The following is a 20105-nucleotide window of genomic DNA, read 5'->3' on the forward strand; positions in this document are numbered from 1 at the left end:
CACTGAACGCCAACTGAACCCTGCCTGAACCTGCGCTGAACGGATCGGACGCGCCGTGCCGCCGGTCGCCCAGGGCTGGTTTCAGGCGATCTGCTGCGGCTGATCCGGCTCCTCGCGCTCATCGGTATCGCCCGTGCTGCCCGGATAGCGGCGCAGCAGTGGGGTCTGCTCGGCATCGTCGATCCACCACTGCAGTTCGGCTTCGACCTCGGTGTCTGCAGCGATACCCAGGCGGTTGCGTACCGGGCACTGGGATGTTGCGTCAGCGATGAGCGTGCCGCTCTGGGTGCTTTGCGAGGTCCCGGCGCTGCCGCTGGAGCGGACCTTCAGGCGGAAGCGAACCCGTTGTCCGCTGCCCTTGAAACACAGCGAGAGGGCCACGCGGTTGTCCTCGAGCGGTTGCAGCCCTAGGTCGGCCGCGACGGGTGCGCCGGTCGGTGAGGGAGTGGCTGCGAGCAGCCAGGTGAAGAGGGTCATGGTCAGCATCCGTTTTGCTTCCGTTGAGAGCCGATCCTCGGCTCGATTGCGGCATTACTGCTGAACGATGCTCGCGGTATTGCCGCTGCCGTTCTGGATGATCGTCGCGCTGGCCGGCAGGCGCGTGTAGTCCTGCACCGGCATGCTCTGGGTGATCCGCGCCTCGTTGGCATTGCCCAGCTGGGTGATGCTGGCCTGGTGGCCGAAGTTGCCCTGCTCGATGCTCGCCAGGTTGTCGTTGCCGTTCTGGATGACCGAGGCGTTGTTGGACATGAAGCTTTGCGCGATATCGACGCTGTTGCCGCTACCCGTGGATGAACCGCTGATGCGGCCGCCGAAACCGTTCTGATCGACCGTGAGCCGGTTGCTCGTACCGTTCTGGCTGAAATCCAGCTCGTTGTGATAGTCGTTCTGCCGGATCTCGGCCACGTTGTAGCCGCCCGACTGGACGAGGTTCATGCGGTTGCCGTCGCCCTGGTAGATATCCGCCAGGTTGCCTGTGCCATCCTGCGAGACGTTCAGCCGCGAGCCTTCGTAATAGCCTTCCTGGCGAAAGGTCAGCACGTTGTCGTCGCCACGCTGCTCGACCTGCGCCGTGACGAAGCTAGTCTGGCTGGCGCTGATCCGGTTGCGGTTGCCGATGCTGCTGGCGTTCAGTGTACTGGTGCGCCCGGTCTGCTCGAGGGTGGCGACGTTGGCATTACCGACCTGCTGGAGGTTGGCCACCTTGAAGTAGGCATCGCCGACCTGGGTGATCGCGGCGACATTCAGGTTGCCGTCCTGGCTGACCTCGATCGCGCTGGATTCGACCAGGCCGGTCTGCTGCAACTCGGCGACGTTGTCGGTTCCGCGCTGCTCGAGTTCGATGCTGTTCTCTGCCAGCGCCTGTGACGTGCTGAAGGCGAGCAGGGTGGCGATTGCCGCGGGCTTGATCATCTGGTTCTCCGTGGCCTTTCAGCGGCCCTGCACGATATTGATCTGTTGACCGACGCCGTATTGCGTCACCGCGCTGCGCAGGCCGTTGCCGCTCTGTTCGATGCGCGCGTCGTTGTACGCGCCGTATTGGCTGATGCTGGCCTGGTTGTCGCTGCCGGACTGGCGGATGGCGGCGTAGTTGCCCTGGCCGACCTGCTCGATGGTCGCCAGCAGGTTGTCGCCGTTCTGCAGGATGAACGCTTCCTGGTCGCCGCCTTGCTGTAGCACCCATGCATTCAATGCCTGTCCGTTCTGGGACAGCTCGGCGAGATTGCTTTGGCCAATCTGCTGGATGTAGGCCGCCCGCGCGTCGGTCAGCTGGATGGCAGTGGCAGGCCCGGCGATGCCTCCAGGTGCGAGGTCACCGTTATCCAGCAGGTCGGCTGCCATCAGCGGTGAGCAGATCAGGCCGGCGGCGATGGCGATCAGGCGCTTGGCAGGGGCTGGGATGCAACGGGACATGGGCGTGTACCTGATGACAGTGGGCGCGATTCTTTAACGCAGCGGGCGAGGCTGAACATCCATCGAACGATGTAAAGACGCGGCGCGCGATGGCAGCCAAGGATTAATGCCTGGCACTGCGCACGCCGTGCTTGAGCGCTTGGTCCGCACTCACACCCGGTAGGCCGTCCGTCGCCGCGGCGCTACCGGGACTCCGACGTTCAGGCGCTGCAGGACTTGTCCCAGTCCAGACGGCTGCGCAGCAGATAGGCGGCTTCGGCGCGGTTGGAGGCGCCGATCTTGCGCAGCAGGTTGTGAATATGACTCTTGATCGTGTGAGGGCTCAAGCACAGCTGCTCGGCGATCTCGGCGTTGGACAGGCCCTTGCCGGCGAGCGTGAGAATCTCGCGCTCGCGAAGGGTCAGGCTGGACTTGCTTTCGGCAAGCTGGCGCATGCGCCGCCATTGGCCAAGCAGGCGCTCGGTGAGAATGCGTGGCAGCCAGTCGCCGCCCTGCAGCAGCACGCGGATGCCTTCGAGCAGGTGCTCGCGTGTCGCGTGGCTGTAGAACACTCCACGGATCACTGGATGCTTCTCGACCAGCTGTTCGGCCTGCTCTGGCACGATGTTCACCAGCGCGATGGGGGTGTGCTCGTCGAGCTGATCGATGAGGCTGGAAATCTGTTCGGCTTCGCTGTGGCCGGCATCGACAAGAAACAGGTCGGCGCCGCGATTCTCCGGTGATTCCAGGCTGGCCAGGGCCACTTCGACCTGGGCCTGCTCGCCGAGGAAGTGGCGGAAGAACAAGCCGAGCAGTTCATTGCCGGTTAACAGCGTGACGGTTGGGGAGGTGTTGCCCCGCGTAAGATCCGCGTCCATGTTCGGTACCTAGTCAGTCGGGCGTAATCGTTTAAAAAGCTACTAAACGACCAGCACCTTGCAGCGAAGTTCAGCCGAGCGATGGCGAACGGGCACTATCCGGCCAGCAGGTGCGCAACCTGGCCGAGCGAGGGACGCGTGGCCAGGAGCGTCGCGCGTTTTTGCACGGAACGGCTGCTAAGGTAGCTGCATGACTGACATCCCCGTTGCCGTTTCATCTCGCGAACTCACGGCTCGTGCCCTGCTGACAGGGTTGCTGCTTGGCGCACTGCTGACGCCATCGAACGTCTATTCGGGGCTCAAGATCGGCTGGTCGTTCAATATGTCGGTCATCGCGCTGCTGGTTGGCTTCGCCTTCTGGCAGAGCGTTGCGTCGACCTTCGGCCGGCCACGCTGGACGCTGCTGGAGAGCAATATCACCCAGACCACGGCCTCGTCCTGCGCCTCGATCATCTCCGGCGGACTGGTGGCACCGATTCCGGCGTACACGCTGCTCACTGGCCAGCAGCTGGGCAGCCCGGCGCTGATGGCCTGGGTGTTCTCGGTGAGCTTTCTCGGCGTATGGGTGGCCTGGTACCTGCGGCCGTCGCTGATCGTCAGCGCGGGCCTGCGCTTTCCCGAGGGCATGGCGACACTGGCGACGCTGCAACAGATTTTCAGCCATGGGGCCGAGGCCGGACGCCGATTGTGGGTGCTGGGCGGTGCGGCACTGTTGTCGGCAGCGGTCAAGCTGATGGATACCTTTGTCTGGATGCTGCCGCGCTGGGCGCCCTCGACGCATCTGGAGCGGCTGACCTTCACGTTCGAGCCGTCGCTGTTGCTGGTCGGCTTCGGCGGCATCATCGGTTTGCGCGTTGGGCTCTCGTTGCTGCTCGGCGCCCTGCTGGCGTGGGGGCTGTTGGCTCCCTGGCTGCTGGCCGAGGGCCTGGTGCGGTTGCCGGCGGCGGCCGACGGCCCGCAGTTCGCGGTACTGATCGAATGGTTGCTGTGGCCCGGCGTCAGCCTGATGGTCTGTGCCACCCTGACTTCTCTAGGCGTACGCCTGCTGCGCTCGCGCGCCGCGGCGGAACGCGGCGACTGGCGCCTGCCGCGAGTGGCGCTGTGGCCGGCTGTCGGCCTCGGGCTTGCGGTGGCGCTGGTGGTGATGCTGCAGATAGGCCTGTTCGGCATTCATCCCGGCCTGGCGCTGCTGTCGATTCCGCTGGCGTTGCTGCTGGCGACGGTCGCGGCTCGGGTGGTCGGCGCCACCGGCATTCCGCCGATCGGTGCCATCGGCCAGCTGTCGCAGCTGGGTTTTGGTGTGTTCGCCCCCGGCCAGGTGCCGGTGAACCTGATGAGCGCCAATACCGCCGGCGGCGCCGCCGGGCAGTGCACCGATCTGCTCAACGACTTCAAGGTCGGGCACGCCATCGGCGCGGCACCTGGCCGTCAGGCCGTGGCGCAGTGTCTGGGCATCCTGCTCGGCAGTGTGGTCGGGGTGCTGGCCTATCAGCTGTTGATCCCCGATCCGCAGAGCATGCTGATCACGCCGGAATGGCCCGCGCCGGCGGTCGCTACCTGGAAGGCCGTGGCCGAGGCACTGACCGGTGGGCTCGGCGCACTGCCGCTCGACGTGCGCTGGGCGATGCTGGTCGGTGCGCTCTGTGGCGTGACGCTCGGGGCTCTGGAAGCCTTGCTGCCGGAGCGTCGTGTGCATTGGCTGCCCAGCTCCGCGGCACTCGGTCTGGCTTTCATCATCCCGGCGTCGATCTCGCTGATGATGACCTTTGGCGCCGTGCTGGCCTGGTGTTTCGTCTCGCGCTGGCGCAGCCTCGGCGAGCGTTTCGTGATCGTTGCTGCCGCGGGGCTGGTGGCGGGCGAAAGCATGGCGGGCGTCGGTGCATCGCTCTGGCAGTTGCTGCGCTGAATCATTCTGCCGCACAGCCTGTCGTACCCCTTGTAGCCAGCAAGGGGAGAGGTATGTCCGAACCAACGTCAGCAGACGACAACAAGCAGGTCGCCAACCGCGCCATGGTTCAGGCGGCCGTGCTCGCGACCGTGGTACTGCTGTGCATCGTCGCCTGGCTGGCGTTCGATTTTCTGCTGCTGCTGTTCGCATCCATTCTCTTCGGTGTGCTGATCCATGGCGTGAGCCAATGGCTGGGCTGCCGCACGCCGCTGTCCTACAAGACGTCCATGGGCCTGTTCTTTGTCGTCACGCTGCTCGGCCTGGGAGGTGCAGGCTGGCTGGTGGCGCCGAGTATTGCCGAGCAGGCCGATGCGCTGTCCGATTCACTGCCGGAGGCCGTCGAGCGGCTGCGTGAGCGAGCGCAGCAACTGCCCTGGACCAACGAGTTATTGCAGCAGCGCGAACGCATCGAGGACTCCCTGCCCGACGGCTCCAGCGCCTTCAGTGTGGTGAGCAAGGTGATGGGCTCGGTGGCCGGGGCGCTGAGCAGCTTCGTGATTGCCTTCGCCATCGGTGTTTGCCTCGCCATCAACCCGCCGATCTATGTCTGCGGCCTGCTCAAGCTGGTGCCACTGAGCTATCGCTCGCGCGCCGCCGAGGTGCTCGACGAGAGCGGGGCGACGCTGCGCGCCTGGCTGCTGGCCAAGCTGCTGGAGATGCTGTTGATCGGCGTGCTGACCACCCTCGGTCTCTGGCTGCTGGGCATCGAACTGGCCCTGGTGCTCGGGCTGATCGCCGGGCTGCTCTCGTTCATTCCCAACATCGGTCCGGTGCTGGCGGTGATTCCGGCACTGCTGCTGGCCTCGCTGGAGGGCGGCCGCACGGTGCTCTATGTTGCCGCGCTCTACCTGTTCGTCCAGGCGCTGGAAAGCTATGTGTTCACGCCCTGGATGCAGCAGCGCATCGTCTCGGTGCCGCCGGCACTGACCATCGGCGTGCAGCTGCTGTTCGGCCTGCTTGCCGGCACCTTGGGGTTGCTGCTAGCGACGCCGCTGGCGGCGGTCGGCATGGTGCTGATACGCATGCTGTATGTCGAGGATCTGCTCGGTGACCGCGAGCAGCTGACCAACGGTTCCTCCTAGCGACCGCTCTGCGCTGCCGCCTGGCGGGGAGGTCATGTTTTGTAAAGGCGGCCGAGGAAACCCCTGGCCGGCGCTGCTGCCGGAATCTGTGTACCCCACAGAACGATGGCAGGAGACGAATCATGAACATGCACAAGATCGCGGCATTCACCTTGGCCGGTGTGCTTTCCGGCGCGGCTTTCGCGGCTGACAACACCGGCACCGGCAGCCATGACTCGATGGAGCGTGGCAGCCAGCAGCACGGCACCATGGGCGGCACTGGCACTGGCACTGGCACCGGCGGTATGAATAACGGTACTGGCACGATGGACGGCAGCGGAACGGGCTCCGGCATGGGCACCGGTACTGGCACCACCGAGATGCCGGGCTCGGCGGACCGCCCGTCAACCACCACCGGCAGTGATCATGGCACTGGCGCCGATGCCGGCGCGGATGGTGCGACCGGAGCGCCGGGCACCACTGGTACCGGCGGCGAGGGCGGTGCACGCGGCGCCTACTGATCCCGGCAATACGACGACCTGGCAAGGCGCTCCCTTGCCGGGTCGTTTTGTGTCAGGCCTGCGACCGCCCGACCGACAGTCGCGGCGCCGCTGAAACCTTGGCGGTGTGGGCATGCCGAAAGCGTTATAGAGACGCTCGGAGGTGCGACGATGAGCATTCTGCGTGACGGCATGCTGCTGCTTTCGCTGGCGTTCGCTGCCGGCGCCATGGCCGATGGCACCGGCCCCACCCAGCCGGACAAGGCGCGCCAGCACCCGCTGGACAACAGCGCGCCGCGTGACGATTCCGTGGAGCAGCCGAGGCAGGGACCCCAGCGCGATCAAACTCCCGTGCTGCAGCCGCGTCAGGCGCCGATCGAAACCGATGTTCCACCCCGGCTCGATCCGGCGGACGAGCAGCCCGGCACCGATGTGGATGCCGCGGCCCCGCGTGCGCTGCGCAGCTAGTCCGTCGCGGTGCGCCGGACGGAAGTCGCAGCAACGAAAAAGGGAGGCCGAAGCCTCCCTTTCAGTGCACCACGTCAGCGAATCAGAACAGCACGCGGCTGCGGATGGTGCCGTTGACGTGCTGCAGCTTCTCCAGCGCCAGGTCGGAGTATTCCTTGTCCACGTCGATGACGACGTAACCGACCTTCTCGTTGGTCTGCAGGAACTGGCCGCAGATGTTGATGCCGTTGTCGGCGAAGACCTTGTTGATCTCGCTCATCACGCCCGGAATGTTCTGGTGGATGTGCAGCAGGCGGTGCTTGCCCGGGTGCGACGGCAGGGCGACTTCCGGGAAGTTGACCGAGGACACCGAGGTGCCGTTGTCGCTGTACTTGACCAGCTTCTCGGCGACTTCCAGGCCGATGTTGGCCTGTGCTTCGGCAGTCGAGCCACCGATGTGAGGGGTCAGGATCACGCGATCCAGGCCGCGCAGCGGGCTTTCGAACTCCTCGTCGTTGGACCTGGGCTCGACCGGGAACACGTCGATGGCGGCGCCGATCAGGTGCTCGTCCTTGATCGCGGCGGCCAGGTGATCCAGCTCGACCACGGTGCCGCGGGCAGCGTTGATCAGGATGCCGCCCTTCTTCATGGCGCGGATTTCCTTCTCGCCGATCATCCACTGGGTGGACGGCAGCTCCGGAACGTGCAGCGAGACGATGTCACACATGCCCAGCAGCTCGTACAGCGAGCCGATCTGGGTGGCGTTGCCCAGCGGCAGCTTGGTCACCACGTCATAGAAGAAGACCTGCATACCCAGCGCTTCGGCCAGTACCGACAGCTGCGTACCGATGGAGCCGTAGCCGATGATGCCGAGCTTCTTGCCGCGGATCTCGAAGGAGTTGGCCGCCGACTTGATCCAGCCGCCGCGATGGCAGGAGGCGTTCTTCTCGGGAATGCCGCGCAGCAGCAGGATAGCCTCGGCCAGCACCAGTTCGGCTACCGAACGGGTATTGGAGTAGGGCGCGTTGAATACCGCGATGCCGCGCTCGCGAGCGGCGTTGAGATCGACCTGGTTGGTGCCGATGCAGAAGCAGCCGACGGCGATCAGTTTCTTGGCCGCGTCGAAGACTTCCTCGGTGAGCTGGGTGCGCGAGCGGATGCCGATGAAATGGGCGTCGGCGATCTTTTCCTTCAGCTCATCGCCGGACAGCGCGGTCTTGAGGTACTCGATGTTGGTATAGCCGGCCGCCTTCAGGGTGTCGACAGCGTTCTGGTGCACGCCTTCGAGAAGAAGGAACTTGATCTTGCTCTTGTCGAGAGAGGTCTGGCTCATCTGTATTAAAACCTTAAGGCCGAAGGATAGGACTGAAGTGTCCAGCGAAGGCTGGCCGACCCGTCATTAGCGGTGTCGGGAGTCTGCCGAGGCACGTTTCAAAGGGGTGCGTATGCTAGCATACGAGCCCCTCGAAACACCCCCACCCCTGTGCTGAAGCGTGCTCAGGGTGACCATGAATCGTATGAGAGTTCCCGTGATGACCGACCCCGCCCTGATCGATGAGCTGAAAACCCTGGTCGAGCCCGGCAAAGTGCTGACCGACGCCGATTCGCTGAATGCCTACGGCAAGGACTGGACCAAGCATTTCGCTCCGGCACCCTCGGCCATCGTCTTTCCCAAGAGCATCGAGCAGGTCCAGGCCATCGTGCGCTGGGCCAATGAGCGCAAGGTCGCGCTGGTGCCCTCGGGCGGTCGCACCGGGCTGTCCGCAGCGGCAGTGGCGGCCAATGGCGAGGTGGTGGTGTCCTTCGACTATATGAACCAGATTCTCGAATTCAACGAGATGGATCGCACCGCCGTCTGCCAGCCCGGCGTGGTCACCGCGCAGCTGCAGCAGTTCGCCGAGGACAAGGGCCTGTACTACCCGGTGGACTTCGCCTCCGCCGGCTCCAGCCAGATCGGCGGCAACATTGGCACCAACGCCGGTGGCATCAAGGTGATCCGCTACGGCATGACCCGCAACTGGGTCGCCGGCATGAAGGTCGTGACCGGCAAGGGCGATCTGCTGGAGCTGAACAAGGACCTGATCAAGAACGCCACCGGCTACGACCTGCGCCAGCTGTTCATCGGCGCCGAGGGCACGCTGGGCTTCGTCGTCGAGGCGACCATGCGCCTGGAGCGCCAGCCGACCAACCTCACCGCGCTGGTGCTGGGCACCCCGGATTTCGAGTCGATCATGCCGGTGCTGCACGCCTTCCAGGACAAACTGGACCTCACTGCCTTCGAGTTCTTCTCCGACAAGGCGCTGGCCAAGGTGCTCGGTCGCGGCGACGTGCCGGCGCCGTTCGAAACCGACTGCCCGTTCTATGCACTGCTGGAATTCGAGGCCACCACCGACGAGCGTGCCGACCAGGCACTGGCGACCTTCGAGCATTGCGTCGAGCAGGGCTGGGTGCTCGATGGCGTGATGAGCCAGAGCGAGCAGCAGCTGCAGAATCTGTGGAAGCTGCGCGAGTACATCTCCGAGACCATCAGCCACTGGACGCCGTACAAGAACGACATCTCGGTGACCATCGCCAAGGTGCCGGCCTTCCTCAAGGAAATCGACGCCATCGTCGGCGAGCATTACCCGGATTTCGAGATCGTCTGGTTCGGCCATATCGGCGATGGCAACCTGCACCTGAATATCCTCAAGCCCGATGCCATGGACAAGGACGAGTTCTTCGGCAAGTGCGCGACGGTGAACAAGTGGGTATTCGAGACCGTGCAGAAGTACAACGGCTCGATCTCCGCCGAACACGGCGTCGGCATGACCAAGCGCGACTATCTCGAGTACAGCCGCTCGCCGGCCGAAATCGAATACATGAAAGCGGTGAAGGCGGTGTTCGATCCGAACGGCATCATGAACCCCGGCAAGATCTTCGCGGCCTGAGTGGCCCACCGACCCAAGGAGTCCTCGATGAGCTACCAGCACCACTACACCGACGGCACGCCGATCCACTACCCGCTGGGCAAGGTGGTCTGCATCGGCCGCAACTATGCCGAGCACGCCAAGGAACTGAACAACCCGGTGCCGACCGAGCCGCTGCTGTTCATCAAGGCCGGCAGCTGCAGCGTGCCGCTGGAAGGCGGCTTCAGCATCCCCAGCGATCGCGGCGCCGTGCACTACGAGGCGGAAATCGCCGTGCTGATCGGCAAGCCGCTGTCGCGCAAGCCGAACGAGGAAGAGGTGCGCGATGCCATTTCCGGCTTCGCCCCGGCGCTGGACCTGACCCTGCGCGACGTGCAGGCCAGGCTCAAGGAAAAGGGCCACCCATGGGAGATCGCCAAGAGTTTCGACGGTGCCTGCGTGCTGGCGCCGTTCGTGCCGGGTGACGCGGTCGAGGATCTGGGCGACATCGGCATCCGTCTGAGCATCAACGGCGAAGTCCGCCAGGACGGCAACAGCAGCCAGATGCTCAATGCCATCCTGCCGCTGCTGCAGCACATTGCCGGGCATTTCAGCCTGCAACCGGGCGATGTAGTACTGACCGGCACGCCGGCCGGCGTCGGCCCGCTCAAACAGGGCGATGAGCTGGTGCTGGAGCTGGTCGGCCTGTCCCGCTTCGAGAGCCGCGTGCTCTGATCCCATCGGCGCGGCGGGATTCACCCGCCGCGTTTGCCGCTTTTTTGCGAACCGTTCTCGTGTTGTAATCCGGCACCCTCCGCTGGAACGCTTTTCATGCCCGTTCGTTATTCCCGTTGGCGCCTGCTCGTGGCTGTCGTCCTGTTGCTGCTGTTCGTCGCGCTGCTCGTCGCCGGTCGCCTGCTGCACTGGGATGACCAGCTGAGGCTGTACTGGGGCGAGCGTTCGGTCACTGCCGAACAGCGTGCTGCCGGCATCTGGCTGCCGGACTACGAATTGGCGCTGGAGACGACGCTGGCTGGGCTGGAAGACGAGGAAACCTCGGGGCTGACCTGGAATCCGCTGAGCGGCACGCTGTTCACGGTCACCGGTGAGCAGCTGGTCGAGTTCAGCCCTGCTGGCGTGGTGCTACGCCGGGTCGCGCTGAGTGGCTTCGCCGACCCGGAAGCGGTGGAAGCGCTGAGCGATGGCCGTCTGGCGATCGTCGACGAGCGTCGCCGGCTGGTGGCGGTGTTCCATCTGCAGCCGGGCGTGGAAACCCTGGAGCTGGACGACTTGGCCAGTTACGACCTTGGCTTCACCGACGCCGGCAACAAGGGCTTCGAGGGGCTGGCCTGGAATCCGCGTACGCAACGCCTGCTGCTGGCCAAGGAACGTGACCCGCAGGGCCTGTTCGAGCTGCCATTTCCGGGTGAGGACGGCGCTCCCGGCGCACTGCAGGCACTGTCCAGCCAACCGCTGCTGGTGCGTGACATTTCCTCCGTCACCATCGATCCGCGCAGCGGTCATACGCTGCTGCTCTCCGACGAGTCGCGACTGCTGGTGGAACTCGATCTGCAAGGCACTCCGCGCAGCTTCATCAGCCTGTTCGGCGGGCTCAACGGCCTGGTGCAGGGCATCGAGCAGGCAGAAGGCGTGGCGATGGATGGCGAGGGCAACATCTATGTGGTCGGTGAGCCCAACCACTTCTACGTATTCAGCCGCAAGCGCTGAATCGCTGCGCCGGTTAAGCCTGGTGTAAGCCGGGCGCGCCACAATCGCGATTCCAGAACTAGAAGAAAGTGGGTGGTCATGCGTGCGTTGAAGTTCCTTCTGGCTGCGCTGCTAGGCGTCGCCCTGTTGCTGGCGGTTGCCGCCGGCGTTCATTACCGGCTGTTCGAGCGCGGCTGGTTCCACTTCACTCAGTGGCAGCAGGGCGAGCAGAGCGGCAGCGCCTCGTTGTGGCTGCCGGACTACCGGGTCGCGATCCAGGGCAAGGTGGTCGCCGGTATCGACGATGACCTCTCGGCGCTGACGTTCGATCCGGATCGCAACAGCCTGATCGCCGTCACCAACGGCAATCCGCACTGGCTGGAGCTCAGCCTGGAAGGCGATCTGCTACGCGCGATTCCCCTGGTCGGCTTCGGCGATCCGGAGGCCATCGAGTACATTTCCGAAGGCGTTTACGTGATCAGCGATGAACGCAGGCAGCGGCTGCTGCGCGTCGAGGTAAACGAGCAGACCAGCGTCATCGACGCCGAGCAGGCGCAACAGCTTTCGTTGGGCATCGATCTCAACGGTAACAAGGGCTTCGAAGGCCTGGCCTACGACACGGCCGGCAAGCGCCTGTTCGTCGCCAAGGAGCGCGATCCGGTACGTATCTACGAGATCTCCGGCTTTCCGTACCGCGAACCGAGCCCGTCGGTGCATATCGGTGAACATTAAGCAGGCTGTTCGTCCGGCGACCTCTCCAGCCTGCAATACGACGAGCAGACCGGACATCTGCTGGCGCTGTCCGACGAGTCGCGGCTGGTGATCGAGTTGGATGGTGATGGCCAGCCGCTCAGCAGCCTTTCGCTACGCGCCGGCAGGCACGGCCTCGAACACGACGTGCCGCAGGCCGAGGGCATTGCCATGGGGCCGGACGGCACGCTGTATCTGGTCAGCGAGCCGAACCTGTTCTACCTGTTTCGCAAGACCAGGTGACTAGGCCTCGCCGGCCACCTGGTCCAGCGGCAGGTCAGCCGACCGCCGAAGCGCTTTCGTCCTGCAGGGCGGCATTCGGTGCGTGGCGTAGTACCGAGTCGCAACCCTGCTCGGCACTGTGCAGGCTGGCGTACATCTGACTCTGGCCGATGACCTGCCCGTTGGTTGCCCTGAGCACGAAAAAGTACTTGCCGTTGCTCGACTCCTTGACCTCGAACGCACCTTCACGCACCGCGTTCTTGCGTACCGAATCGATGCCGTTGAGCGCCGAGGCATGGGCCTTGTACTGCTCGCTGGACAGGATGACCTGACCGTTGCCGGCCAGAAGATTGAAATGGAACTGGCCGTTGCTGGATTTCTTCAACTGGAATTTGCCGGACATGGCGACACCTCCTGTGATGAGCTGCGGCGGACTCGTCGCAGCGCACCTAAAGCGTAGTCGCCAGTTCGGCATCGCGCCGTCGCGCTTCGCCGCGGCGGATCAGCGCTTGTGTGTCTGCACGCCGTCCTTGGTGCCGAGCAGCAGCAGATCCGCCGGGCGCATGGCGAACAGGCCGTTGCATACCACGCCGACGATGTTGTTGATCTTGCCTTCCAGTTCCGGTGCGAAGCCGATCATCAGGTTGTGCACGTCGAGGATGACATTGCCGTTGTCGGTGACCACGCCGTCGCGGTAGACCGGGTCGCCGCCGAGCTTTACCAGCTCGCGGGCGACATGACTGCGCGCCATAGGGATGACTTCCACTGGCAGCGGGAAGGCGCCCAGCTGCTCGACCAGCTTGCTGCCATCGGCAATGCAGATGAAGGTCTTGGCTACCGCGGCGACGATCTTCTCGCGGGTCAGGGCGGCGCCACCGCCCTTGATCAGCTCGAGGTGCTTGTTCGCCTCGTCGGCGCCGTCGACATAGAACTCCAGTTCGCTCACCGAATTCAGGTCGTAGACCGGGATGCCGTGCTGCTTCAGGCGCTCGGCGGTGGCTTCGGAGCTGGCCACGGCGCCGTCGAAGAAGCCCTTGTGCTTGGCCAGCAGGTCGATGAAGAAGTTGGCGGTGGAGCCGGTGCCCACGCCAATGATGCTGCGATCGCTGAGGTGCGGGACGATATGGTCGACGGCGGCCTGGGCGACGGCCTGCTTGAGCTGATCCTGGGTCATGGCGGGAATCCGGGCGGGAAGGACGGGCTCGGATTATAGCCCTCTGCCGGCGGCGGGTCTTGTCTGCTGCGGATGCCGAAGCCGTCGTGGATTGCCGGTGGTCGCCGGGGGCGTGCGGGGGGTAGACTCCTCGTTCCCTCGCAATGCCTGCCAAGACAGCCAGAATGCTCGAACATTACGTCAAGAAGATCCTCACTTCCCGCGTCTACGACGTCGCCATCGAAACCCCGCTGCAGCCCGCCCGCCAGCTTTCCGAGCGAATCGGCAACCAGATCCTGCTCAAGCGCGAGGATCTGCAGCCGGTGTTCTCCTTCAAGGTCCGCGGCGCCTACAACAAGCTGGCGCAGCTGTCCGCCGAGGAGCTGGCGCGTGGCGTGGTCACGGCATCGGCTGGCAATCACGCCCAGGGCGTTGCGCTGGCGGCCAAGCAGCTGGGGATAAAGGCCACCATCGTCATGCCGCGCACCACGCCGGAGCTGAAGGTCCAGGGCGTACGTGCCCGCGGCGGCAAGGTGGTGCTGCATGGCGATGCCTTCCCCGAGGCGCTGGCCTACTCGCTGAAGCTGGTAGAAGAGAAAGGCTACGTCTATATCCACCCCTACGACGATCCCGATGTGATCGCCGGTCAGGGCACCGTGGCGATGGAGATTCTGCGTCAGCACCAGGGGCCGATCGACGCGATCTTCGTTCCGGTGGGCGGCGGCGGCCTGGTGGCTGGCATCGCCGCCTACGTGAAGTATCTCTACCCAGAGACCAAGGTGATCGGCGTCGAGCCGGACGACTCCAATTGTCTGCAGGCCGCAATGGCTGCCGGCGAGCGCGTGGTGCTGGAGCAGGTCGGGCTGTTCGCCGACGGCGTGGCCGTGGCGCAGATCGGCCAGCACACCTTCGATGTCTGCAAGCATTACGTCGATGAGGTGATCACCGTCAGCACCGACGAGATCTGCGCGGCGATCAAGGACATCTACGACGACACCCGCTCGATCACCGAGCCGGCCGGTGCCCTGGCCGTGGCCGGGATCAAGAAGTACGTCGAGCGCGACGGCGTCAGCGGTCAGGTGCTGGTGGGCATCGACTCGGGGGCCAACGTCAATTTCGACCGCCTGCGCCATGTCGCCGAGCGCGCCGAACTGGGCGAGAAGCGCGAAGCGATCATCGCCGTGACCATTCCCGAGCAGCCCGGCAGCTTCAAGGCCTTTTGCGAGGCGATCGGCAAGCGCCAGATCACCGAGTTCAACTACCGCTACCACACCGACCGCGAGGCGCACATCTTCGTCGGCGTGCAGACCCATCCGGAGAACGACCCGCGTGCGGCGCTGGTGCAGGGCCTGCGCGACAAGGGCTTCCCGGTGCTCGATCTGACCGACAACGAGCTGGCCAAGCTGCACACCCGGCACATGGTCGGCGGGCACGCGGCCGGGGTCAGCGACGAGATGGTGCTGCGTTTCGAGTTCCCGGAACGGCCCGGCGCGCTGTTCAACTTCCTCAACAAGCTGGGCGGGCGCTGGAACATCTCGATGTTCCACTACCGCAACCACGGCGCGGCCGATGGCCGGGTGGTCGCCGGCCTGCAGGTGCCGGTCGAAGACCGCCATCTGCTGCCGGCGGCACTGGACAAGATCGGCTACCGCTACTGGGATGAAAGCGACAACCCCGCCTACAAGCTGTTTCTCGGCTGAGCGCAGATAAAGGAAAGCCAATGGAACACTACCTGACCCTCCGCATCGTGCATGGCGCCACCGCAGTGCTGTTGCTGCTGGGTGTGATCGTGCACCTGCTGATGCTATGGAAGGCTGCCCGCGGCGGCGACCAGACCGTACTGCAACGCAAGCTGCAGCGCACCCGCCGGCTGTCCCTGCCGCTGTTGGCGGTGATCGGCCTGTCGTTGCCGCTGACCGGATGGTGGATGACACATCTGGCCGGATGGCCGCTGGGGCAGCTATGGCTGCTGGCCAGCTCCGTGCTGTTCGTCGTGCTGGTAGCGCTGGTGCCGCTGCTGGCCGGCCGCCTCGCCGCCTGGCACGCACCGGGCAACGCCACCGCCGCACGCAATGCCGGCATCTACGGCGTGCTGGTGCTGCTGGTGCTGATCGCCATCACCGCACTGATGGGTGCCAAGCCGGTCTGACTTGACCGGCCCGGGCATCGCTGCTGAGCGGGTTCAGCGCAGCGAGATGATCCGCCAGCCACGCTCGGTGGCAATCTGGCGCAGGACCGGATCCGGGTCCACCGCCACCGGATGCGTCACCCGTTGCAGCAGCGGCAGGTCGTTGCGCGAATCGCTGTAGAAGTAGCTGTCTTCCAGGGTCTGTTCGGTCTCGGCCAGCCAGCGCTCGATGCGCTGGACCTTGCCTTCCTGGAAGCAGGGGATGTCAGTCAGCCGTCCGGTATAGCGGCCGTCGCGCATCTCACACTCGGTCGCCAGCAGGGTGTCGACCCCCAGCCGGGCGGCGATCGGACCGGTGATGAAACGGTTGGTCGCGGTGATGATCACCACCTTGTCGCCGGCATCCAGGTGCTGACGGACCAGCGCCTCGCCCTTGCTCAACACGATGGGTTCGATGTGGTCGCGCATGAACTCCTCGTGCCACGCCTGCAGCTGCGACATTTCGCTGCGGCCGAGCAGTTCCTGGCAGAAGTTCTGGTACGCATGCACGTCGAGATTGCCGGCGAGGTAGTCCTGATAGAAGGCATCGTTGCGCGCACGGTAGTGGCTGGCGTCGACGATGCCGCGCTGGCAGAGGTATTCGCCCCAGGCGTGGTCGCTGTCACCGGCCAGCAGGGTGTTGTCGAGATCGAATAGAGCCAGGCGCACGGAAGAGTTCCTCGAAGATGGAGTCAGGGCAGCGCCAAGCATAACGGTAGAGCGCCCTCGACGCAGCTTCGACCGGCCGCCTGGCGTGCCCGGAGGCGCATGCCGAATGGCGCCTTGCCGCGCTTTCGGCTCGTCGCAGTTTTGTGGAACAATGCCGCGACATGCGTCTGCGAGGTTGTATGCCGTGATCGATTCCGATGGTTTTCGCCCTAATGTCGGCATCATCCTGACCAATGATGTCGGTCAGGTGCTGTGGGCCCGGCGAATCAATCAGGACGCCTGGCAGTTCCCGCAGGGTGGCATCAACGCCCGGGAGACGCCGGAAGAGGCCCTGTATCGCGAACTCAACGAAGAGATCGGCCTGGAAGAGCAGGATGTGAATATCCTCGCCTGCACCCGTGGCTGGTTGCGCTATCGTCTGCCGCAACGCCTGGTGCGAACCCACAGCCAACCGCTGTGCATCGGCCAGAAACAGAAGTGGTTCCTGCTGCGCCTGACCAGCGCCGAAGAGCGTGTGCGCATGGACCTGACCGGCAAGCCGGAGTTCGATGGCTGGCGCTGGGTCAGTTACTGGTATCCGCTGGGGCAGGTGGTCACCTTCAAGCGCGAAGTCTATCGTCGCGCACTCAAAGAACTCGCGCCGCGGTTGCCGGTGCGGGACTGAAAAATCGGGGAGAAAGCCTCTGAGCATGCTCGGCACGCTGCGCAAGATTGTCCAGGAAGTGAATGCCGCCAAGGACCTCAAGGCGGCATTGGGCATCATCGTGCTGAGAGTCAGGGAGGCCATGGGCAGCCAGGTCTGCTCGGTCTATCTGCTCGATCCGGAAACCGAACGCTTCGTCCTGATGGCCACCGAAGGCCTCAACAAGCGCGCCATCGGCAAGGTCAGCATGGCGCCCAACGAAGGCCTGGTCGGCCTGGTCGGCACCCGCGAAGAGCCGCTCAACCTCGAACACGCCTCCGAACACCCACGCTATCGCTACTTCGCCGAAACCGGCGAGGAACGCTATGCCTCCTTTCTCGGCGCGCCGATCATCCACCACCGGCGGGTGATGGGCGTACTGGTCATCCAGCAGAAGGAACGCCGCCAGTTCGACGAGGGTGAGGAAGCCTTTCTGGTGACCATGAGCGCGCAGCTCGCCGGGGTTATCGCCCATGCCGAGGCCACCGGTTCGATCCGCGGCCTCGGCCGCCAGGGCAAGGGCATCCAGGAAACTCGCTTCATCGGCATTCCCGGCGCCCCGGGCGCCGCGGTGGGCACCGCCCTGGTGGTGCTGCCGCCGGCCGATCTGGACGTGGTGCCAGACAAGCACATCGACAACATCGAGGCCGAGCTGACGTTGTTCGAGGCGGCGCTGGAAGCGGTGCGCGCCGACATGCGCAACCTGTCGGAAAAGCTCGCCACGCAGATGCGCAAGGAAGAGCGCGCGCTGTTCGACGTCTACCTGATGATGCTCGACGACTCCGCCCTCGGTGGCGAGGTGACCAAGGTCATCCGCACCGGCCAGTGGGCCCAGGGCGCGCTGCGCCAGGTGGTCACCGAGCACGTCCGGCGTTTCGAGATGATGGACGATGCCTACCTGCGCGAGCGTGCCTCGGACGTCAAGGATATCGGCCGGCGCCTGCTTTCCTACTTGCAGGAAGCCCGCCAGCAGACTTTGACCTATCCCGACAAGACCATCCTGGTCAGTGAGGAACTGTCGCCGGCGATGCTCGGCGAAGTGCCCGAGGGCAAGCTGGTGGGCATGGTGTCCGTGCTCGGTTCGAGCAACTCCCACGTCGCCATCCTTGCCCGCGCCATGGGCATTCCCACGGTGATGGGCGCGGTCGACCTGCCGTACTCCAAGGTCGATGGCATCGAGCTGATCGTCGACGGTTACCGTGGCGAGATCATCACCAACCCCGGCAAGGTGCTGCGCGAGCAGTACGAGGTGCTCGCCGAGCAGGAGCGCCAGCTCTCCGAAGGCCTCGACGTACTGCGTGAGCTGCCCTGCGAGACCACCGATGGCCACCGCATTCCGCTGTGGGTCAATACCGGCCTGCTCGCCGATGTGGTGCGCGCCCAGGAGCGTGGTGCGGAAGGCGTCGGGCTGTATCGCACCGAAGTCCCGTTCATGATCAAGGAGCGCTTCCCCAGCGAGAAGGAGCAGATGGCGATCTACCGCGAGCAGCTGGAGGCCTTCCACCCGCTGCCGGTGACCATGCGCAGCCTCGATATCGGCGGCGACAAGTGCCTGCCGTACTTCCCGATCAAGGAAGAGAATCCGTTCCTCGGCTGGCGCGGCATTCGCGTCACCCTCGACCATCCCGAAATCTTCCTGCTGCAGACCCGTGCCATGCTCAAGGCCAGCGCCGGGCTGAACAACCTGCGCATCCTGCTGCCCATGATCTCCGGCATCCGCGAGCTGGAAGAGGCGCTGCACCTGATCCACCGCGCCTGGTGCGAGGTGCGCGACGAAGGGCTGGACGTGATCATGCCGCCGGTGGGCGTCATGATCGAGGTGCCGGCGGCGGTCTATCTGACGCGCGAGCTGGCGCGCATGGTGGACTTCATCTCGGTCGGCTCCAATGACCTGACCCAGTACCTGCTGGCGGTGGACCGCAACAATCCACGGGTCGCCGACCTCTACGACTACCTGCATCCTGCAGTGCTCGAAGCGCTGCAGCGAGTGGTCAAGGAAGCCCATGGCGAGGGCAAGCCGGTGAGCATCTGTGGCGAGATGGCCGGCGATCCGGCGGCGGCCATGCTGCTGCTGGCGATGGGCTTCGACAGCCTGTCGATGAACGCCACCAACCTGCCCAAGGTCAAGTGGCTGCTGCGCCAGGTCAGCATGGACACCGCTCAGCAACTGCTGGCGCGAGTCATGCTGCTGGACAGCCCGCAGGTCATCCAGAGCACGATCCAGCTGACCTTGCGTAACCTCGGCCTGAGCAAACTGATCAACCCCTCTGCCGCGGTCTGACAGCCGTCAGTCGCGCGGCGGCTGGCGGTAGCGCACCTCGTTTAACGGGCCGTCCGGGCCGAAACTCCGCTCCACGATATCCAGCGAACCGTCGGCGTGGCGAATCAGCGCGGTGCTGGCACGGGTGCCGTATTCGGCGCTGGCGATGAAGACGCTCGACAGCCGCCGTTCCCATTCCAGCGGCACCCCGGTCTGTGGCAGCTCATGCTCGGCGGCCGGCTCAGCATCGGCGAGCAGTGCCAGCAGGCGTTCCGGCTCCGGTTGATCGAGGGCGTCGGCCAGTGCCGCACGGGCCTTTCTGAGCTTGGGCCAGGGCGTATCCAGCCCGGCGTTGGACAGACCGTAGACGCCGGCCTGCAACGCCTGTGGCTGACCATCATGGGAATTCAGATGCCACAGCGTCTGCCGATCGCCGACCAGCAGGTTGAATCCGGCATAGTCGCCGCGGCGCTCGGCCAGCTCGGCCAGGTAGTCGGCTGGCGGCAAGTCTCCGCGCAGGTACTGTTCCGGCAGCTCGCCGCGCGAACGTGGGCCGATCGCCTGGCCGGGCGCGCGGATATTGGTCAGCGCGGCGAAGCGGCCGCGAGCGGTGACGCCCATCCAGGTGCCGCCAGCCTGCAGGTCACGTCCGCCGATGATCCAGGGTGCGTCTTCCCAGCAGCCCAGCGGCAGGCTCGGGCGGGCGTGGAATTCGTCGCGGTTGGCGGCCACCACCAGCGGCTGGGCGTGGTCGGGGCGCCAGGCGAAAACGATCAGGCACATGGGACACCTTCGCGGTTGCAGACCTGCAAGGGTACAGGCGCGGCGGCCGAAAGGGCCATGGGCAGCCGGCGTCAGCGCGTCGGCGGGCAAGCGCCGGCCG

Annotated in this window: 20 protein-coding genes and 1 pseudogene; 12 read left to right on the forward strand and 9 right to left on the reverse strand. The window is 65.0% G+C overall.

Annotated features, from left to right (window positions below; translation table 11 throughout):
- Positions 1-81 precede the first annotated feature (81 nt).
- The 4 genes from OUY36_RS02385 to OUY36_RS02400 form a co-directional block, all read right to left on the reverse strand.
- On the reverse strand, positions 82-486 hold the full coding sequence (locus OUY36_RS02385) for a hypothetical protein (protein ID WP_267936591.1): 405 nt from the start codon (positions 484-486) through the stop codon (positions 82-84).
- Positions 487-531: 45 nt separating this feature from the next.
- Positions 532-1413 (reverse strand): hypothetical protein, encoded by an 882-nt coding sequence (locus OUY36_RS02390; protein ID WP_267936593.1) that lies wholly within the window; start codon positions 1411-1413, stop codon positions 532-534.
- Positions 1414-1431: 18 nt separating this feature from the next.
- A complete protein-coding gene (locus tag OUY36_RS02395; protein ID WP_267936595.1) occupies positions 1432-1914 on the reverse strand; it encodes a curli production assembly protein CsgB in 483 nt (160 codons plus the stop codon).
- A gap of 200 nt (positions 1915-2114) precedes the next feature.
- Positions 2115-2699, reverse strand: a complete 585-nt coding sequence (locus OUY36_RS02400; protein ID WP_267938259.1) for a helix-turn-helix transcriptional regulator — start codon at positions 2697-2699, stop codon at positions 2115-2117.
- 262 nt (positions 2700-2961) lie between these two features.
- On the opposite strand from OUY36_RS02400, the gene OUY36_RS02405 reads away from it, so the two are divergent.
- The 4 genes from OUY36_RS02405 to OUY36_RS02420 all read left to right on the forward strand — a co-directional run bounded on the left by OUY36_RS02405 (position 2962) and on the right by OUY36_RS02420 (position 6748).
- On the forward strand, positions 2962-4677 hold the full coding sequence (locus tag OUY36_RS02405) for an OPT/YSL family transporter (protein ID WP_063539492.1): 1716 nt from the start codon (positions 2962-2964) through the stop codon (positions 4675-4677).
- Between the two features lie 53 nt (positions 4678-4730).
- A complete protein-coding gene (locus OUY36_RS02410; protein WP_267936596.1) occupies positions 4731-5801 on the forward strand; it encodes an AI-2E family transporter in 1071 nt (356 codons plus the stop codon).
- 122 nt (positions 5802-5923) lie between these two features.
- The gene (locus OUY36_RS02415; protein ID WP_267936597.1) at positions 5924-6301 is read left to right on the forward strand and encodes a hypothetical protein; all 378 of its coding nucleotides are present in this window, start codon (positions 5924-5926) and stop codon (positions 6299-6301) included.
- Positions 6302-6451: 150 nt separating this feature from the next.
- Entirely contained in the window at positions 6452-6748 is a 297-nt protein-coding gene (locus OUY36_RS02420) for a hypothetical protein (RefSeq protein WP_049340659.1), read from the forward strand.
- An 82-nt stretch (positions 6749-6830) separates the two neighbouring features.
- Here OUY36_RS02420 and serA read toward each other — a convergent pair whose 3' ends face one another.
- On the reverse strand, positions 6831-8060 hold the full coding sequence (serA, locus tag OUY36_RS02425) for a phosphoglycerate dehydrogenase (protein WP_063539496.1): 1230 nt from the start codon (positions 8058-8060) through the stop codon (positions 6831-6833).
- A gap of 199 nt (positions 8061-8259) precedes the next feature.
- On the opposite strand from serA, the gene OUY36_RS02430 reads away from it, so the two are divergent.
- The 4 genes and pseudogenes from OUY36_RS02430 (at position 8260) to OUY36_RS02445 (ending at position 12312) form a co-directional block, all read left to right on the forward strand.
- Positions 8260-9654 (forward strand): FAD-binding oxidoreductase, encoded by a 1395-nt coding sequence (locus OUY36_RS02430; RefSeq protein WP_267936599.1) that lies wholly within the window; start codon positions 8260-8262, stop codon positions 9652-9654.
- Between the two features lie 27 nt (positions 9655-9681).
- Positions 9682-10347 carry a fumarylacetoacetate hydrolase family protein gene (locus OUY36_RS02435; RefSeq protein ID WP_267936600.1) on the forward strand — a complete coding sequence of 222 codons (666 nt, stop codon included), beginning with the start codon at positions 9682-9684 and terminating at the stop codon, positions 10345-10347.
- 96 nt (positions 10348-10443) lie between these two features.
- Positions 10444-11340 (forward strand): SdiA-regulated domain-containing protein, encoded by an 897-nt coding sequence (locus OUY36_RS02440; protein WP_200596175.1) that lies wholly within the window; start codon positions 10444-10446, stop codon positions 11338-11340.
- A gap of 78 nt (positions 11341-11418) precedes the next feature.
- Positions 11419-12312 (forward strand): annotated as a pseudogene (locus OUY36_RS02445) (SdiA-regulated domain-containing protein).
- Positions 12313-12346: 34 nt separating this feature from the next.
- Here the strand turns inward: OUY36_RS02445 and OUY36_RS02450 are convergent.
- The gene (locus tag OUY36_RS02450; RefSeq protein ID WP_267936602.1) at positions 12347-12694 is read right to left on the reverse strand and encodes a YegP family protein; all 348 of its coding nucleotides are present in this window, start codon (positions 12692-12694) and stop codon (positions 12347-12349) included.
- Positions 12695-12793: 99 nt separating this feature from the next.
- Positions 12794-13465 carry a ribose-5-phosphate isomerase RpiA gene (gene rpiA / locus OUY36_RS02455; RefSeq protein WP_267936604.1) on the reverse strand — a complete coding sequence of 224 codons (672 nt, stop codon included), beginning with the start codon at positions 13463-13465 and terminating at the stop codon, positions 12794-12796.
- A gap of 164 nt (positions 13466-13629) precedes the next feature.
- On the opposite strand from rpiA, the gene ilvA reads away from it, so the two are divergent.
- Both ilvA and OUY36_RS02465 read left to right on the forward strand, forming a co-directional pair.
- Entirely contained in the window at positions 13630-15144 is a 1515-nt protein-coding gene (gene ilvA, locus OUY36_RS02460) for a threonine ammonia-lyase, biosynthetic (protein WP_267936606.1), read from the forward strand.
- Between the two features lie 20 nt (positions 15145-15164).
- Positions 15165-15593: a DUF2269 family protein gene (locus tag OUY36_RS02465; protein ID WP_267936608.1), complete on the forward strand. Its 429-nt coding sequence runs from the start codon at positions 15165-15167 to the stop codon at positions 15591-15593.
- A gap of 33 nt (positions 15594-15626) precedes the next feature.
- Here the strand turns inward: OUY36_RS02465 and OUY36_RS02470 are convergent, their stop codons facing one another.
- Positions 15627-16280, reverse strand: coding sequence for an HAD family hydrolase (locus OUY36_RS02470; protein WP_102839487.1), 654 nt, complete (start codon positions 16278-16280; stop codon positions 15627-15629).
- Between the two features lie 184 nt (positions 16281-16464).
- Here OUY36_RS02470 and OUY36_RS02475 point away from each other — a divergent pair, with 184 nt between their 5' ends.
- Both OUY36_RS02475 and ptsP read left to right on the forward strand, forming a co-directional pair.
- Positions 16465-16944, forward strand: a complete 480-nt coding sequence (locus tag OUY36_RS02475; RefSeq protein ID WP_063539684.1) for an RNA pyrophosphohydrolase — start codon at positions 16465-16467, stop codon at positions 16942-16944.
- 25 nt (positions 16945-16969) lie between these two features.
- Entirely contained in the window at positions 16970-19243 is a 2274-nt protein-coding gene (gene ptsP / locus OUY36_RS02480) for a phosphoenolpyruvate--protein phosphotransferase (protein WP_063539504.1), read from the forward strand.
- Between the two features lie 6 nt (positions 19244-19249).
- Here ptsP and OUY36_RS02485 read toward each other — a convergent pair whose 3' ends face one another.
- Complete coding sequence (locus OUY36_RS02485; protein ID WP_267936613.1) at positions 19250-20005, reverse strand: NRDE family protein; 756 nt, start codon at positions 20003-20005, stop codon at positions 19250-19252.
- Positions 20006-20105: the final 100 nt, after the last annotated feature.

The sequence above is a fragment of the Stutzerimonas sp. R40042 genome (assembly GCF_026642215.1).
GTDB lineage: Bacteria > Pseudomonadota > Gammaproteobacteria > Pseudomonadales > Pseudomonadaceae > Stutzerimonas > Stutzerimonas frequens.

Excerpts from the sequence above, each read along its gene's own strand:
- OUY36_RS02385 (WP_267936591.1), bottom strand. The coding sequence starts at position 486 with ATGCTGACCATGACCCTCTTCACCTGGCTGCTCGCAGCCACTCCCTCA.
- OUY36_RS02390 (WP_267936593.1), bottom strand. The coding sequence starts at position 1,413 with ATGATCAAGCCCGCGGCAATCGCCACCCTGCTCGCCTTCAGCACGTCA.
- OUY36_RS02395 (WP_267936595.1), bottom strand. The coding sequence starts at position 1,914 with ATGTCCCGTTGCATCCCAGCCCCTGCCAAGCGCCTGATCGCCATCGCC.
- OUY36_RS02405 (WP_063539492.1), top strand. The coding sequence starts at position 2,962 with ATGACTGACATCCCCGTTGCCGTTTCATCTCGCGAACTCACGGCTCGT.
- OUY36_RS02410 (WP_267936596.1), top strand. The coding sequence starts at position 4,731 with ATGTCCGAACCAACGTCAGCAGACGACAACAAGCAGGTCGCCAACCGC.
- OUY36_RS02415 (WP_267936597.1), top strand. The coding sequence starts at position 5,924 with ATGAACATGCACAAGATCGCGGCATTCACCTTGGCCGGTGTGCTTTCC.
- OUY36_RS02420 (WP_049340659.1), top strand. The coding sequence starts at position 6,452 with ATGAGCATTCTGCGTGACGGCATGCTGCTGCTTTCGCTGGCGTTCGCT.
- serA (WP_063539496.1), bottom strand. The coding sequence starts at position 8,060 with ATGAGCCAGACCTCTCTCGACAAGAGCAAGATCAAGTTCCTTCTTCTC.
- OUY36_RS02430 (WP_267936599.1), top strand. The coding sequence starts at position 8,260 with ATGACCGACCCCGCCCTGATCGATGAGCTGAAAACCCTGGTCGAGCCC.
- OUY36_RS02435 (WP_267936600.1), top strand. The coding sequence starts at position 9,682 with ATGAGCTACCAGCACCACTACACCGACGGCACGCCGATCCACTACCCG.
- OUY36_RS02440 (WP_200596175.1), top strand. The coding sequence starts at position 10,444 with ATGCCCGTTCGTTATTCCCGTTGGCGCCTGCTCGTGGCTGTCGTCCTG.
- OUY36_RS02450 (WP_267936602.1), bottom strand. The coding sequence starts at position 12,694 with ATGTCCGGCAAATTCCAGTTGAAGAAATCCAGCAACGGCCAGTTCCAT.
- rpiA (WP_267936604.1), bottom strand. The coding sequence starts at position 13,465 with ATGACCCAGGATCAGCTCAAGCAGGCCGTCGCCCAGGCCGCCGTCGAC.
- ilvA (WP_267936606.1), top strand. The coding sequence starts at position 13,630 with ATGCTCGAACATTACGTCAAGAAGATCCTCACTTCCCGCGTCTACGAC.
- OUY36_RS02465 (WP_267936608.1), top strand. The coding sequence starts at position 15,165 with ATGGAACACTACCTGACCCTCCGCATCGTGCATGGCGCCACCGCAGTG.
- ptsP (WP_063539504.1), top strand. The coding sequence starts at position 16,970 with ATGCTCGGCACGCTGCGCAAGATTGTCCAGGAAGTGAATGCCGCCAAG.
- OUY36_RS02485 (WP_267936613.1), bottom strand. The coding sequence starts at position 20,005 with ATGTGCCTGATCGTTTTCGCCTGGCGCCCCGACCACGCCCAGCCGCTG.